The sequence below is a fragment of the Stenotrophomonas sp. YAU14A_MKIMI4_1 genome (assembly GCF_003086855.1).
Taxonomy (GTDB): Bacteria; Pseudomonadota; Gammaproteobacteria; order Xanthomonadales; family Xanthomonadaceae; genus Stenotrophomonas.
The window spans coordinates 3,801,203-3,815,184 of record NZ_CP025998.1 but is presented as its reverse complement, the minus strand read 5'-3'; the positions used below and the strand labels follow the sequence as shown (position 1 = coordinate 3,815,184).

Sequence of the window (13,982 nt, the reverse complement as noted above, 5' to 3'; positions counted from 1 at the left end):
GGGTGCCGGGCACTGCCTGGCACCCTGAACCGGTATTCTTGCTGCCATGACCCTGCCCGAACCGCCCCCGGCCCGCGATCCCGCTCCGCCCCCGCGCGTGGTGCGTTTCCGCTGGGCCTGGTGGCTGCTGGCCTACGTCAGCCTGGGCACCGGCATCGTCGGCATCTTCGTGCCGGGCCTGCCCACCACCGTATTCATCCTGATTTCCGCCTGGGCCGCCTCGCGCGGTTCCGAGCGCCTGCACACCTGGCTGCTGCAGCATCCGCGCTTCGGCCCGGCCATCGCCAACTGGCAGGCGCACGGCGCGGTCAGCCGCTACGGCAAGTGGATGGCCACGATCACCATGGCCGTGTGCGCCGGCATCATGCTGTGGTGCGTGCCCATTGCCTGGGTGAAGTGGTTTTCCATCGGCAGCATGACCGTGGTGGCGATCTGGCTGTGGACGCGGCCGCTGCCGCCGGACGCTTGACGGGCCGCGGGCGAAAACCCCGCGCTGCGCGCGATGGTCGACCAACGGTCGACTCTACCTACCGCTCAGCCACCAATGGCTATACTCGGGGCCATGAAGATCCCCCATCGCAATGCCATTCTGATTCCGTTGGCAGCGGCCTCGCTGCTGTTCCTGTCCGCCTGCGGCAACAAGGGCCCGCTGGTACTGCCGCAGAAGCCGGTGCCGGTGGAAGAGGTGGTTGAGCCGGCCGCCGATGCCGAGGCCACGCCGCCGGCCACCCAGCCGACCAGCGACGGCAGCCCGTCCACCACCCCCGACCCGATCAAGCCGGTGGACGACGGGAATGAGTAAGGCTGGCAACAACGCGCTGCGCTTCAGCAAGATGCACGGCGCAGGCAACGATTTCGTGGTGATCGACCTGCGCGACGGCACCCCGCCGCCGTCGCCGGAACTGGCCGCGCGCCTGGCCGACCGCCATACGGGCGTGGGCTGCGACCAGATCCTGACCATCGAGCCGCCGCGTGCGGAAGGCGCGGTGGCCTCGTACCGCATCTGGAACGCCGACGGGTCCAATTCCGAACAGTGTGGCAACGGCGCGCGCTGCATCGCCGCCTGGCTGGTGCGCGAGGGCAGTGCGCAGGGCGCGCAGTTCGTCATCGACAGCCCGCTGGCCAGCCATGCCGTGCAGGTGCTGGGCGATGGCCGTTTCTCGGTGGCCATGGGCGTGCCGGCGTTCGAACCGGCGCAGGTGCCGCTGGTGGGCTTTGCCCATCCGCGTGAGGAATACCTGCTGCCGCTGCAGGGTGAAAGCGTACGCTTCGCCGCCGTGTCGATGGGCAACCCGCATGCGGTGATTGAAGTGGGCCTGGTCGACGCCGCGCCGGTGGAACGCGTGGGTGGCCTGCTGCAGCAGCACGCCTCGTTCCCCAATTCGGTGAACGTGGGCTTTGCCCAGGTGATGGCGCCGGACCATGCGCGCCTGCGCGTGTTCGAGCGCGGCGTGGGCGAGACCCTGGCCTGCGGCAGCGGTGCCTGTGCCGCTGCGGTCACCCTGATGCAGCGCGGCCGCCTGCAGCGCGATGCCCGCATCAGCCTGCCCGGCGGTGAACTGCGCATCCAGTGGCCCGGTGAAGGCCAGCCGGTGGTGATGGCCGGCCCGACCGCATTCGTCTTCGAAGGGGAGTGGAGTGCATGACTGAGACCGCCGACAAGCTCGGGGCCCACGAAGTCGCCAGCTGGCTGCGGCGGCATCCGGGCTTCCTCAAGCAGTTTCCCGACCTGGCCCTGACCCTGGTGGTGCCACGCGACGACGGCCCCACCGCGTCGCTGGCCAGCTACCAGCTGGAAGTGCTGCGCGAGAAGAACCGCGAGCTGGCGCGGCGGCTGGCCGACCTGGGCGCCACCGCCCAGGTGAACGAGCGGCTGGCGGTGCGTACCCACCAGCTGACCCTGGCCCTGATGAAGCAGGACAACGCCGCCGACACGCTGCGCGCGATGGCCGCCTCGCTGCAGGAAGACTTCGCCGGCGATCTGGTGCGGCTGGTGGTGCATGCGCCGGTGGCCGGGCTGGAACAGGCCGACTGGCTGCAGGTGATTGCCGCCGATGACCCGCAGCTGGGCCCGTTCCGCGACTGCCTGAAGGATGGCGAGCCGATCTGCGGCCGCCTGCAGGCCGACAAGAACGCCGTGCTGTACGGCGTGCGCAGCGAGGAAGTGCAGACCACCGCGCTGCTGCCGCTGCCGGGCGTCGGCCTGATTGCCGTGGGCAGCCACGACCCGAATCGTTTCTACCCGGGCATGGGCACGCTGTTCCTGCGCATGATGGGCGATGCACTGGCCACCGGCCTGAAGCGATTCCACGACTGAACGGAGCGCTGCCTCGATGAGCGCGGTACAGCAGTTCCTGCAGCACCTGCAGGTGGAACGGCGGATGTCGGCGCACACGCTCGACGCTTACCACCGCGACCTGGATGCGCTGTCGCTCTGGGCCGAACCGCGCGGTGTGGCGGTGGAGGCGCTGGACGTGGACGCCGTGCGCCAGTTCGTGGCCGACGAGCACCGCCGCGGGCTGTCGGCCAAGAGCCTGCAGCGCCGCCTGTCGGCCTGCCGCAGTTTCTATGCCTGGCTGCTGCGGCATGGCCGCATCGAGGCCAGCCCGGCGGCCACCCTGAAGGCACCGCGCGCGCCGCGGCGCCTGCCGCAGGTGCTGGATGCCGATGAAGCGGTGCAGCTGGTCGAGGTGGAGCCGGAAGGCGAGCTGGGCCGCCGCGACCGCGCGCTGCTGGAACTGTTCTATTCGTCGGGCCTGCGCCTGAGCGAAGTGTGCGCGCTGACCTGGCGCGACCTGGATTTCGCCAGCGGCCTGGTGAACGTGATGGGCAAGGGCAACCGCCAGCGCCGGGTACCGTTCGGGCGGCCGGCGCGCGAGGCGTTGCTGGCCTGGCGCAGTGAAAGTGGCGGACTGCCGGCCCTGCCGGTGTTTCCCGGCCGCAACGGGCCGATCAGCCAGCGCGCGGTGCAGGTACGCATCCGCCAGCTGGCGCAGCGCCAGGGCCTGTTCAAGCACGTGCACCCGCACATGCTGCGGCACAGCTTCGCCAGCCACATCCTGGAATCGTCGGGCGATCTGCGCGGCGTGCAGGAGCTGCTGGGCCACGCTGACATCGCCACCACCCAGATCTACACCCATCTGGATTTCCAGCATCTGGCCAAGGTCTACGACGCGTCCCACCCGCGCGCCAAGCGCAAACCGACCGGGTAGCGCTGGCCCATGCCCGGTAAGCGCAGCGGCGCCGCTGAACGGCAGCCATCCACGCAGGCTTGATCGCCCCCGTCGCTGTCCCCATTTCCGGTGAACAGCTATCGGAGGCCGCATGGACCCCAGTCAGAATCCCAACGTTTTCCACGCCACCACCATCGTCTGCGTCCGCCGCGGCGAGCACGTGGCCATCGCCGGTGATGGCCAGGTCACGCTGGGCCACACGGTGATGAAGGGCAATGCACGCAAGGTCCGCCGGCTCGGCCGCGACGGCCAGGTGCTGGCCGGTTTCGCCGGCGCCGCCGCCGATGCCTTCACCCTGTTCGAACTGTTCGAAGCCAAGCTGGAAAAGCATGGTCAGCTGCAGCGCGCGGCCGTCGAGCTGGCCAAGGATTGGCGCACCGAGCGCCGCCTGGGCAAGCTGGAGGCCCTGCTGGCCGTGGCCGACAAGGAAACCTCGCTGATCATCAGCGGCACCGGCGATGTGATCGAGCCGGAGGACGGCATCATCGCCATCGGTTCCGGCGGTTCCTATGCGCTGTCGGCCGCACGCGCGCTGATGGCGCACACCGAACTGGATGCACGCACGATTGCCAGCGAAGCCATCGGCATTGCCGGCGATATCTGCATCTACACCAACCGCAACGTGGTGGTCGAGGAGCTGTAAGGCTCCCCGATCCGCCGGGCAGGGCCCGGCGCTACCGGCCGGAGCCGTTCGGTTCCGGCGTCATCGACAACGCATTCGTGAGCACATCCATGTCGAAGATCGAAGTTTCCTCTGCCACCATGACCCCGCGCGAGATCGTGCAGGAACTGGACCGGCATATCGTGGGCCAGCACGACGCCAAGCGCGCGGTGGCCATCGCCCTGCGCAACCGCTGGCGCCGCATGCAGCTGCCTGCCGAGCTGCGCAATGAAGTGATGCCGAAGAACATCCTGATGATCGGCCCCACCGGCGTGGGCAAGACCGAGATCGCACGCCGCCTGGCCACGCTGGCCAATGCGCCGTTCGTGAAGGTCGAAGCGACCCGCTTCACCGAAGTGGGCTACGTCGGCAAGGACGTGGAACAGATCATCCGTGACCTGGCCGACACCGCGGTCAAGCTCTACCGCGAGCAGGCCAAGGTGCGCGTGCGCACGCAGGCCGAAGAGCGTGCCGAAGACCGCATCCTGGATGCGCTGCTGCCGCGCCGTAGTGGCGGCATCGGTTTCGATCCGGAAGCCGCACGCAACGAACCGTCGGCGCAGGACAACGAAACCCGCATCAAGTTCCGCAAGATGCTGCGCAGCGGCGAGCTGGACGAGCGCGAGATCGAACTGGACCTGGCCGCCAACGTCAGCATGGACATCATGACCCCGCCGGGCATGGAAGAAATGGGCCAGCAGCTGAAGTCGATGTTCGCCAACCTGGGCGGTGGCGCCAAAGCGCACAAGCGCACGCTGACCATCAAGGCCGCGCGCCCGCTGCTGGTGGAAGAAGAAGCCGGCAAGCTGGTCAACGAAGACGATATCCGCACCGCCGCGATCGAAGCCTGCGAACAGCACGGCATCGTCTTCATCGACGAGATCGACAAGGTCGCCAAGCGCGGAGACAACGTGGGTGGTGGCGACGTGTCGCGCGAAGGCGTGCAGCGCGATCTGCTGCCGCTGGTGGAAGGTTCCAACGTGTCCACAAAGTACGGCACGATCAAGACCGACCATATCCTGTTCATCGCCTCCGGTGCGTTCCACCTGGCCAAGCCCAGCGACCTGATTCCGGAACTGCAGGGTCGTTTCCCGATCCGCGTGGAACTGGGCGCGCTCAGCAAGAACGATTTCGTGCGCATCCTGACCGAGCCCAAGGCCGCGCTGACCAAGCAGTACGAAGCGCTGCTGGCTACCGAGGGCGTCAAGGTCAGCTTTACCGCTGATGCCATCGACCGCCTGGCCGAGATCGCCTTCCAGGTGAACGAGCGCCAGGAGAACATCGGTGCCCGTCGCCTGCACACCGTGCTGGAACGCCTGCTGGATTCGCTCAGCTACGAAGCACCGGACCGTGATGGTGAGACCCTGGCCATCGACAGTGCGTACGTCGATGCGCACCTGGGCGAACTGGTGCAGGACCCGGATCTGAGCCGCTACATCCTGTAATGCCAGACGGGGTCGGATCCCTCGCGCCAGCGAGGGCTCTGACCCCGGACCCGTAGTGCATGAGGTCGGATTCCATGCACGTGCCCATCCACGCATGGCGTGGATCTACCAGGTAGTGCGGGATGGGGTCGGATCCCTCGCGCCAGCGAGGGCTCTGACCCCGGACCCGTAGTGCATGAGGTCGGATTCCATGCGCGTGCCCATCCACGCATGGCGTGGATCTACCAGGTAGCGCGGGGTAGGGTCGGATCCCTCGCGCCAGCGAGGGCTCTGACCCCGGACCCGTAGTGCATGAGGTCGGATTCCATGCACGTGCCCATCCACGCATGGCGTGGATCTACCAAGTAGCGCGGGATGGGGTCGGATCCCTCGCGCCAGCGAGGGCTCTGACCCCGGACCCGTAGTGCATGAGGTCGGATTCCATGCACGTGCCCATCCACGCATGGCGTGGATCGACCCGGTAGTGCGGGACGGGGTCGGATCCCTCGCACCAGCGAGGGCTCTGACCCCCCGACCCATAACGCATGAGGCCGCCGAAAGGCGGCCTTTTTCATGGGGTCGGATCCCTCGCATCGCGAGGGCTCCGACGCTACGGCAGCGGCTCGGGAATCGATCCCGGCACGAACACGCCGTCCTTCACGTAGGCGGCCAGGGTCATGTCCAGCGCCAGCATGCCGTCGCGCTTGAGGTCCATCAGCTCCGGTTCCACCATCGCCCCGTGCAGCACGCCCAGCACGGTGGCGTGCAGCATGCGCGCGGCAATCTTCGGGTCGGCACCGGCGCGCAGCTGGCCAAGGTTCTGCGCCCGGCGCAGCGCACGTTCCATCCGGTCCAGCGCATCGCGGAAACCGGACTGCTGCAGTTCGGCCAGCGCCCGGCTTTCCGACGAGGCATCACTGCGCAGCATGATTTCCATGGTCTTGCGCAGGCGCTCGTCCTCGGACAGTTCGATGAACGAATAGATCATCACCGCGCGCAGGTCGTGGATCGGCGTCTGCCGCTCATCGCTGGACGTGCGTTCCAGCTCCTGCATGAAGGGCAGGTGCACCCGCTGGATGATCGCGGCCAGCACCTCGGTCTTGTTCTTGAAGTGCCAGTACACCGCGCCGCGGGTATAGCCGGCGCGCGCGCCGATCATCTCCAGCGTGGTGCGGGCCACCCCGTGTTCATGGAAACAGGCCTCGGCCGCATCAAGGATGCCTTCGCGGGTGGCCTGGGTGTCCTCTTTGGTCTTGCGCGCCATGGGTCGGTGAGTGGGTACGAATGCCGGTGAAACCTGGCTGAATTGTACCGCTTTACAAACAAACAAGCATGTATGTATATTTCGCATCCACGCTCCCCGCCGTGTATGTGCGTCAGCCCATGCCCCGGGGAGGGCTCCCTCTGCGACCACCCAGCCCGCCTTCTGGCGCCCGGCAGTCGTATCAGGGCGCCCTGAGAATTCCCCCTTGTCGCGAGCCCCCAGCCCCATGCACCTGACCCGAATCCGTCCTTTCCTGCTGTCGCTGGCCATCGCCGCGACCGTGGCCGCCTGCGGTGGCCAACCCGAACAGCCCCAGCAAGGCCCCGGCCAGGTGACCGTGGTCACCCTGAAGTCGGAAAGCGTGGGCCTGACCCGCGAGCTGCCGGGCCGCACCAATGCTTTCCTGGTGGCCGAAGTGCGCCCGCAGGTCAGCGGCATCGTGGCCAAGCGGCTGTTCGCCGAAGGCGGCCTGGTGAAGGAAGGGCAGCCGCTGTACCAGATTGAAGACGCCAGTTACCGCGCCCAGGCCAACAGCGCCCGCGCCCAGTTGGCCCGCGCCGAAGCCACCGCCAACGCCGCGCGCCTGAGCGCCAAGCGCATTACCGAACTGGCCAAGGTCGATGCGGTCAGCCAGCAGGACCTGGAAAACGCCGTGGCCGCGCAGAAGCAGGCCGAGGCCGATGTCGGTGCCGCCAAGGCCTCGCTGGATGCGGCCAACGTCACCCTGGGCTACGCCCGCATCACCGCGCCCATCAGCGGCCGCATCGGCAAGTCCAGCGTCACCCAGGGTGCGCTGGTCAGCGCCGGCCAGGCCGACGCGCTGGCGACCGTCCAGCAGCTCAGCCCGATCTACGTTGACCTGACCCAGTCCTCGGCCGAGCTGCTGCAGCTGCGCCGCGAACTGGCCGCCGGTCGCCTGCAGGACAACCAGACCCTGCCGGTCACCATCCTGCTGGAAGACGGCAGCGAGTTCCCGCACAAGGGCGCGCTGGAGTTCTCAGAAGTCAGCGTGGACCCGACCACCGGCAGCTACGCGCTGCGGGTGAAGGTGGACAACCCCGATGGCCTGCTGATGCCGGGCATGTACGTGCGCGCGGTGATCGGCGGCGGCGTGCGCGCCGATGCGGTGCTGGTGCCGATGCAGGGCATTGCCCGCGACGCCAAGGGCGATACCAGCGCCATGGTGGTGGGCAAGGACAACAAGGTGGAAGTGCGTCCGGTGAAGGTCAGCCGCGCGATCGCCGACAAGTGGCTGGTCGAGGACGGCCTGCAGCCGGGTGACAAGGTCATCGTTGAAGGCCTGCAGAAGATTGGCCCCGGCATGCCCGTGCAGGCCACCGAGAAGGGCGCTGCTCCGGCCACGCCGGACGCCGCCCCGCAGCCTGCCGCGCAGCCGGCCGGCGACGCGAAGTAAGCGGAGAATTCCATGGCACGTTTCTTTATTGATCGACCCATCTTCGCGTGGGTGATCGCCATCATCATCATGCTGGCCGGTGCGCTGGCGGTGATGAAGCTGCCGGTGTCGATGTATCCCGAAGTGGCCCCGCCGGCCGTCGAGATCAGCGCCACCTACCCGGGTGCATCGGCCAAGGTGGTCGAGGACTCGGTCACGCAGATCATCGAGCAGAACATGAAGGGCCTGGATGGCCTGATCTACTTCTCGTCCAACAGCTCGGCCAACGGCCAGGCCACCATCACCCTCACCTTCGAAGCCGGCACCAACCCGGACATCGCCCAGGTGCAGGTGCAGAACAAGCTGCAGCTGGCCATGCCGCTGCTGCCGCAGGAAGTACAGCGGCAGGGCATCAACGTGGCCAAGTCCAGCAGCGGCTTCCTGCAGGTGCTGGGCTTTGTGTCCAACGATGGCAGCATGGATGCCAACGACATCGCCGACTACGTGGGCTCCAACATCGTCGACACGCTCAGCCGCGTGCCGGGCGTGGGCAACATCCAGGTGTTCGGCGGCAAGTACGCCATGCGCATCTGGCTGGACCCGAACAAGCTGCACACCTACAAGCTGTCGGTCGATGAAGTGACCGCGGCGATCACCGCGCAGAACGCACAGGTGGCCATCGGCCAGCTGGGTGGTGCACCGTCGGTGAAGGGCCAGCAGCTCAACGCCACCATCAACGCGCAGGACCGCCTGCAGACCCCGGAACAGTTCCGCAACATCCTGGTGCGCGGTGGTACCGATGGCAGCGAACTGCGCCTGGGCGACGTCGCCCGCGTGGAACTGGGCGCGGAAAGCTACGACTTCGTCACCCGCTACAACGGCAAGCCGTCCACCGGTATCGCCATCACCCTGGCCACCGGCGCCAACGCGCTGGATACCGCCGAAGGCGTGCGCGCGGCACTGGATGACATGAAGGCCAGCTTCCCGGCCGGCCTGGAAACGGTCATTCCGTACGACACCACCCCGTTCGTGAAGGTCTCGATCAAGGGCGTCATCAAGACCCTGATCGAAGCGATCGTGCTGGTGTTCGTGGTGATGTACCTGTTCCTGCAGAACTTCCGCGCCACCCTCATTCCCACCATCGCGGTGCCGGTGGTGCTGCTGGGTACCTTCGGGGTGCTGGCTGCGCTGGGCTTCTCGGTGAACATGCTGACCATGTTCGCCATGGTGCTGGCCATCGGCCTGCTGGTGGACGACGCCATCGTGGTGGTGGAGAACGTCGAACGCATCATGTCCGAAGAGGGCCTGTCGCCGCTGGAAGCCACCCGCAAGTCGATGAGCCAGATCACCGGCGCGCTGGTGGGCATCGGCCTGGTGCTGTCGGCGGTGTTCGTGCCGATGGCCTTCATGAGCGGCTCCACCGGCATCATCTATCGCCAGTTCTCGGCCACCATTGTTTCGGCCATGGCCCTGTCGGTGCTGGTGGCGATCGTGCTGACCCCGGCGCTGTGTGCCACCATGCTCAAGCCGCTGAAGAAGGGCGAGCACCACGTGGCCCACAAGGGCCTGGTCGGTCGTTTCTTCAACGGCTTCAACCGCGGCTTCGACCGTTCCAGCGAAACCTACCAGCGCGGCGTGAAGGGCATCATCCACCGCCCATGGCGCTTCATGGGCATCTTCCTGGCGCTGGCCGTGGTGATGGGCGTGCTGTTCGCGCGCCTGCCCAGCTCGTTCCTGCCCAATGAAGACCAGGGCATCATGATGGCGCTGGTGCAGACCCCGGTCGGCGCCACCCAGGAACGCACGCTGGAAGCGATGGCCAAGCTGGAAGACCACTTCCTGAAGAACGAAGCCGACGCGGTCGAATCGATCTTCGCGGTGCAGGGCTTCAGCTTCGCCGGCATGGGCCAGAACGCGGGCATGGCGTTCGTGAAGCTGAAGGACTGGAGCGAGCGTGATGCCGACCAGAGCGTGGGTGCGATCACCGGGCGTGCGATGGGCGCGCTGGGCCAGATCAAGGACGCCTTCATCTTCGCCTTCCCGCCGCCGGCCATGCCGGAGCTGGGCATTGGTTCGGGCTATACGTTCTTCCTGAAGGACACCAGCGGCAAGGGCCATGACGCCCTGCTGGCCGCGCGCAACCAGCTGCTGGGTGCGGCGGGGCAGAGCAAGCTGCTGGCCAACGTGCGCCCCAACGGCCAGGAAGATACGCCGCAGCTGCGCATCGACGTGGATGTGGAAAAGGCCAACGCACTGGGTCTGTCGATCAGCTCGATCAACAACACCCTGGCCGCGGCCTGGGGCAGCAGCTACATCGATGACTTCATCGATCGTGGCCGGGTCAAGCGCGTGTACGTCATGGCCGATGCACCGTTCCGCATGAACCCGGACGACTTCAACGTCTGGTCGGTGAAGAACGGGCAGGGCGAGATGGTGCCGTTCAGTGCCTTCGCCACCAAGCGCTGGGATTACGGTTCGCCGCGCCTGGAACGCTACAACGGCGTGTCGGCGATGGAAATCCAGGGTGAGCCGGCCGCCGGCGTTGCCTCGGGCGATGCCATGGCCGAGATCGAGCGCATCGCCAAGGATCTGCCGCCGGGCTTCGAGATCGAATGGACGGCGCTGTCCTACCAGGAACGCCAGGCCGGTTCGCAGACCCCGCTGTTGTACACGCTGTCGCTGATGATCGTGTTCCTGTGCCTGGCCGCGTTGTATGAAAGCTGGAGCGTGCCGACCTCGGTGCTGCTGGTGGCGCCGCTGGGCATCCTGGGTGCCGTGCTGGCCAACACCTTCCGTGGCATGGAGCGCGACATCTACTTCCAGGTGGCGATGCTGACCACGGTGGGCCTGACCAGCAAGAACGCGATCCTGATCGTGGAGTTCGCCAAGGAAAACCTGGAGAAGGGCGTTGGCCTGATCGAAGCGACCATGCACGCCGTGCGTGACCGTCTGCGCCCGATCATCATGACCTCGCTGGCCTTCGGTCTGGGCGTGCTGCCGCTGGCCATCGCCTCCGGCGCGGGTTCCGGTGCGCAGCGTGCCATCGGCACCGGCGTGCTGGGCGGTATGCTGGTCGGCACCGTGCTGGGCGTGTTCTTCATCCCGTTGTTCTTCGTGGTCGTGCAGCGCGTGTTCAAGCGCAAGACCGCGGCGTAACCCTGCCGGCGGCGCCGGGCCCTGTCCGGCGCCGCCATCGTGACCCCAAGGTGTCGCCATGAAATTCCATACCCTTGTTCTTTCTGCCGCCGTGGCCCTTGTGCTGGGCGGCTGTTCCACCCTGGTGCCGAAGAACACCGCCGTCGCCCCGGGCATTCCCGCGCAGTGGCCGGCGGAAGCCACCGAAGGTGAGGTGGCCGATGCGGCCGCCGTCGGCTGGCGCGATTTCTTCACCGATGCGCGCCTGCAGGAGGTGATCGGCCAGGCCCTGGCCAACAACCGCGACCTGCGCGTGGCCGTACTGAACGTGGAAAAGGCGCGCGGCCAGTACCGCGTCCAGCGCGCCGACCGCGTACCTGCGCTGGCCGCGCAGGGGCAGATGCAGCGCAGCGGCGGTGATGTGCCGGTCAGCGAACAGTTCAGTGCCAACCTGGGCGTGGCCGAGTTCGAACTGGACCTGTTCGGCCGCGTGCGCAACCTGAGCGAAGCGGCGCTGCAGCAGTACTTCGCCGTGGCAGCCAACCGCCGCAACGCGCAGCTGAGCCTGGTGGCCGAGACCGCCACCGCATGGCTGACTTACGGTGCCGACCAGCAGCAGCTGAAGATTGCCGAAGCGACCCTGAAGACCTACGAGGATTCGCTGCGCCTGGCCGAAGCACGCCACGAGCGCGGCGGCAGTTCGGGCCTGGAACTGAGCCAGACCCGCACGCTGGTGGAAACCGCGCGCACCGACGCGGCGCGTCTGCGCGGTCAGGTGGCGCAGGACCGCAATGCCCTGGCGCTGCTGGCAGGCGGCCAGGTCGATCCGGCGCTGCTGCCGGACAGCATCGCACCGCAGGTGCTGGCGCTGGCGCCGCCGCCGGCGGGCCTGCCCAGCGACGTGCTGCTGCAGCGCCCGGACATCATGGCCGCCGAACACCAGCTGTTGGCCGCCAACGCCAACATCGGTGCCGCGCGCGCCGCGTTCTTCCCGAGCATCAAGCTGACCGGCAGCGTGGGCAGCAGTTCCGGTGAACTGTCCGGGCTGTTCGACAGTGGCACCCGGGTCTGGAGCTTCCTGCCGACCATCACCCTGCCGATCTTCCAGGGCGGCAAGCTGCGCGCGAGCCTGGCCGTGGCCAATGCCGAGCGTGATATCGCACTGGCCGAGTATGAAAAGTCGATCCAGACCGGTTTCCGCGAAACCGCCGATGCGCTGGCGCTGAACGTCAGCCTGGACGAGCAGGTGGCCTCGCAGCAGCGCCTGGTGGAGGCCGCAGAACTGGCCAATCGCCTGTCGCAGGCACGCTATGACGCCGGCCTGGACAGCTTCGTCACCCTGCTCGACGCGCGCCGCACCGCCTACAGCGCACAGCAGACCCAGCTGCAGGCGCAGCTGGCGCAGCAGGCCAACCGCATCACCCTGTACAAGGTACTGGGCGGCGGCTGGCGCGAGCGCAGCTGAGCCGCGCCCCCGGCACGGCCCAGCGCAGGCAGCGCGAGGTTGCCTTGGCTCTGGTAGGTGCCAACCTTGGTTGGCACAACGCAGGCACGTGGCAGGCACGTGCGTTGAAAAGCATGCCAACCAAGGTTGGCATCTACCAAAGCGGGATTGCGGGCGCGGGCGTTGAAGAGCATGCCAACCAAGGTTGGCATCTACCGAAGCGGGATTGCAGGCGCGGGCGTTACACGGCTTCATCATCGCGCGGGGGAACGCGGCATGCGCGCACCCGCGCCAGCGCGTCACCCGCCTCGCGGGCCATGCGCTCGTACTCGGCGCGGATCTCCTCCAGCCGCTCCTCATCCATCTCTTCCAGATCCAGCAACTCGTTGTTGGCATCGGCCGTGGCGCGGATCAGCTCGTCCAGCTTGATCTGCATCGCTGCGGTATCAGAGTTCTGCGTGTGCTGGATCAGGAACACCATCAGGAAGGTGATGATGGTGGTGCCGGTATTGATGACCAGCTGCCAGGTGTCGTTGAAGCCGAACACCGGGCCGCTGATACCCCACAGCACCACGATGCTGATCGCCGTCAGGAAGGTCCACGGCGAGCCGGCCGCGGCGGAGGCCTTCTTGGCCAGGGTGTTGAACAGGTTGCGTGCGCTCATCGGGGTCGTTCCAGGGGAATGACGCGGATGATCGGCAGCGGCCCGTGCACGGGCCGTGCAGCAGCGCGGCTCAGGCGCGCAGGCGCGGCGCCTGCTGGCTGCGTACCGGGCTGCTCTGGTAGACGTGCTGCCAGCAGCGTTCGACGAACTCGCGGGCCTGCGCCTCGGTCAGGCGCGGCATGATCTGCAGGGCGTACTGGGTCTGGAACATCTCGTCGCGCTGCGCATCACTGGCACGCGGCTGGGTGATCAGCGAATCGCAGGCGAACTTGACCCACGGCACGTACGAACCGAACGAGTTGTGCGCAAGCGCGCCATCGGCATGCTGGCGGCGCCAGTGGTCCAGCTCGGCGTCGACATTGATGACCGGGGGAATGGTGGGGACTTCAGCGTGCATGACGATCCAATGGGCAGAAGGTGAAAGGGAGTGGGGGCTGATGCCGAGTGTCGTGGGTTGCCGGTGCATGCAGTGTCAGTGCGGCGTGCATCCGGTGTGCGCATCCAGCAGTTGCGCATGCTCCACCGCGCCCAGTGCTTCGGCCATGTCGGCCATGGCATTGCACAGCTGCACCTGATCGCGCGGGTGCTCGCGCATCACTTCCAGCTGCAGGCCTTGGTAGGCAGCCCAGAACGGCGCGCCACGGCGGTGCAGCGCGAACTGCTGGCGCAGGCGTTCGCGGATGCCGGCAAGGGCCGGGTGGTCGGGCAGGGAAGGTGCGGCGTGCGCGCTCATCGGCTGGCTCCGCCGGAGCAACGGGCCCCGG

At 67.3% G+C, this 13,982-nt stretch carries 14 protein-coding genes; 10 read left to right on the top strand and 4 right to left on the bottom strand.

Annotated features, from left to right (window positions below; all coding sequences use genetic code 11):
* Positions 1 to 46: 46 nt before the first annotated feature.
* The 7 genes from C1931_RS17215 to hslU all read left to right on the top strand — a co-directional run bounded on the left by C1931_RS17215 (position 47) and on the right by hslU (position 5,339).
* The gene (locus C1931_RS17215) at positions 47 to 469 is read left to right on the top strand and encodes a YbaN family protein (protein WP_108757198.1); all 423 of its coding nucleotides are present in this window, start codon (positions 47 to 49) and stop codon (positions 467 to 469) included.
* 93 nt (positions 470 to 562) lie between these two features.
* On the top strand, positions 563 to 802 hold the full coding sequence (locus C1931_RS17210) for a lipoprotein (protein ID WP_108750481.1): 240 nt from the start codon (positions 563 to 565) through the stop codon (positions 800 to 802).
* On the top strand, positions 795 to 1,646 hold the full coding sequence (dapF, locus tag C1931_RS17205; protein WP_108757197.1) for a diaminopimelate epimerase: 852 nt from the start codon (positions 795 to 797) through the stop codon (positions 1,644 to 1,646). Before C1931_RS17210 ends, dapF begins: the two co-directional genes overlap by 8 nt.
* The gene (locus C1931_RS17200; protein ID WP_108754195.1) at positions 1,643 to 2,317 is read left to right on the top strand and encodes a DUF484 family protein; all 675 of its coding nucleotides are present in this window, start codon (positions 1,643 to 1,645) and stop codon (positions 2,315 to 2,317) included. The genes dapF and C1931_RS17200 overlap by 4 nt, the downstream gene beginning before the upstream one ends.
* Before the next feature lie 16 nt (positions 2,318 to 2,333).
* The gene (xerC, locus tag C1931_RS17195; protein ID WP_108757196.1) at positions 2,334 to 3,212 is read left to right on the top strand and encodes a tyrosine recombinase XerC; all 879 of its coding nucleotides are present in this window, start codon (positions 2,334 to 2,336) and stop codon (positions 3,210 to 3,212) included.
* Between the two features lie 112 nt (positions 3,213 to 3,324).
* Positions 3,325 to 3,876 (top strand): ATP-dependent protease subunit HslV, encoded by a 552-nt coding sequence (gene hslV / locus C1931_RS17190; protein ID WP_005411093.1) that lies wholly within the window; start codon positions 3,325 to 3,327, stop codon positions 3,874 to 3,876.
* An 89-nt stretch (positions 3,877 to 3,965) separates the two neighbouring features.
* Positions 3,966 to 5,339 carry an ATP-dependent protease ATPase subunit HslU gene (gene hslU, locus C1931_RS17185; RefSeq protein ID WP_108750485.1) on the top strand — a complete coding sequence of 458 codons (1,374 nt, stop codon included), beginning with the start codon at positions 3,966 to 3,968 and terminating at the stop codon, positions 5,337 to 5,339.
* Positions 5,340 to 5,928: 589 nt separating this feature from the next.
* On the opposite strand, the gene C1931_RS17180 is transcribed toward hslU, so the two are convergent.
* Positions 5,929 to 6,582, bottom strand: coding sequence for a TetR family transcriptional regulator (locus C1931_RS17180; protein ID WP_108757195.1), 654 nt, complete (start codon positions 6,580 to 6,582; stop codon positions 5,929 to 5,931).
* 226 nt (positions 6,583 to 6,808) lie between these two features.
* Between C1931_RS17180 and smeD the strand changes: the two genes are divergently transcribed.
* The 3 genes from smeD to smeF are packed head-to-tail and all read left to right on the top strand — an operon-like array spanning position 6,809 to position 12,575.
* Positions 6,809 to 7,996: a multidrug efflux RND transporter periplasmic adaptor subunit SmeD gene (gene smeD / locus C1931_RS17175; protein WP_108754192.1), complete on the top strand. Its 1,188-nt coding sequence runs from the start codon at positions 6,809 to 6,811 to the stop codon at positions 7,994 to 7,996.
* A gap of 12 nt (positions 7,997 to 8,008) precedes the next feature.
* Positions 8,009 to 11,131: a multidrug efflux RND transporter permease subunit SmeE gene (smeE, locus tag C1931_RS17170; RefSeq protein ID WP_108757194.1), complete on the top strand. Its 3,123-nt coding sequence runs from the start codon at positions 8,009 to 8,011 to the stop codon at positions 11,129 to 11,131.
* 58 nt (positions 11,132 to 11,189) lie between these two features.
* Positions 11,190 to 12,575, top strand: coding sequence for a multidrug efflux RND transporter outer membrane subunit SmeF (gene smeF / locus C1931_RS17165; RefSeq protein WP_108757193.1), 1,386 nt, complete (start codon positions 11,190 to 11,192; stop codon positions 12,573 to 12,575).
* A gap of 220 nt (positions 12,576 to 12,795) precedes the next feature.
* Here the strand turns inward: smeF and C1931_RS17160 are convergent, their stop codons facing one another.
* From C1931_RS17160 to C1931_RS17150, 3 genes are all read right to left on the bottom strand, one after another.
* Entirely contained in the window at positions 12,796 to 13,218 is a 423-nt protein-coding gene (locus C1931_RS17160; protein WP_108754189.1) for a low affinity iron permease family protein, read from the bottom strand.
* Between the two features lie 70 nt (positions 13,219 to 13,288).
* Positions 13,289 to 13,615: a hypothetical protein gene (locus C1931_RS17155; RefSeq protein WP_108750491.1), complete on the bottom strand. Its 327-nt coding sequence runs from the start codon at positions 13,613 to 13,615 to the stop codon at positions 13,289 to 13,291.
* 75 nt (positions 13,616 to 13,690) lie between these two features.
* Complete coding sequence (locus tag C1931_RS17150) at positions 13,691 to 13,951, bottom strand: hypothetical protein (RefSeq protein WP_108757192.1); 261 nt, start codon at positions 13,949 to 13,951, stop codon at positions 13,691 to 13,693.
* Between the last annotated feature and the right edge of the window lie 31 nt (positions 13,952 to 13,982).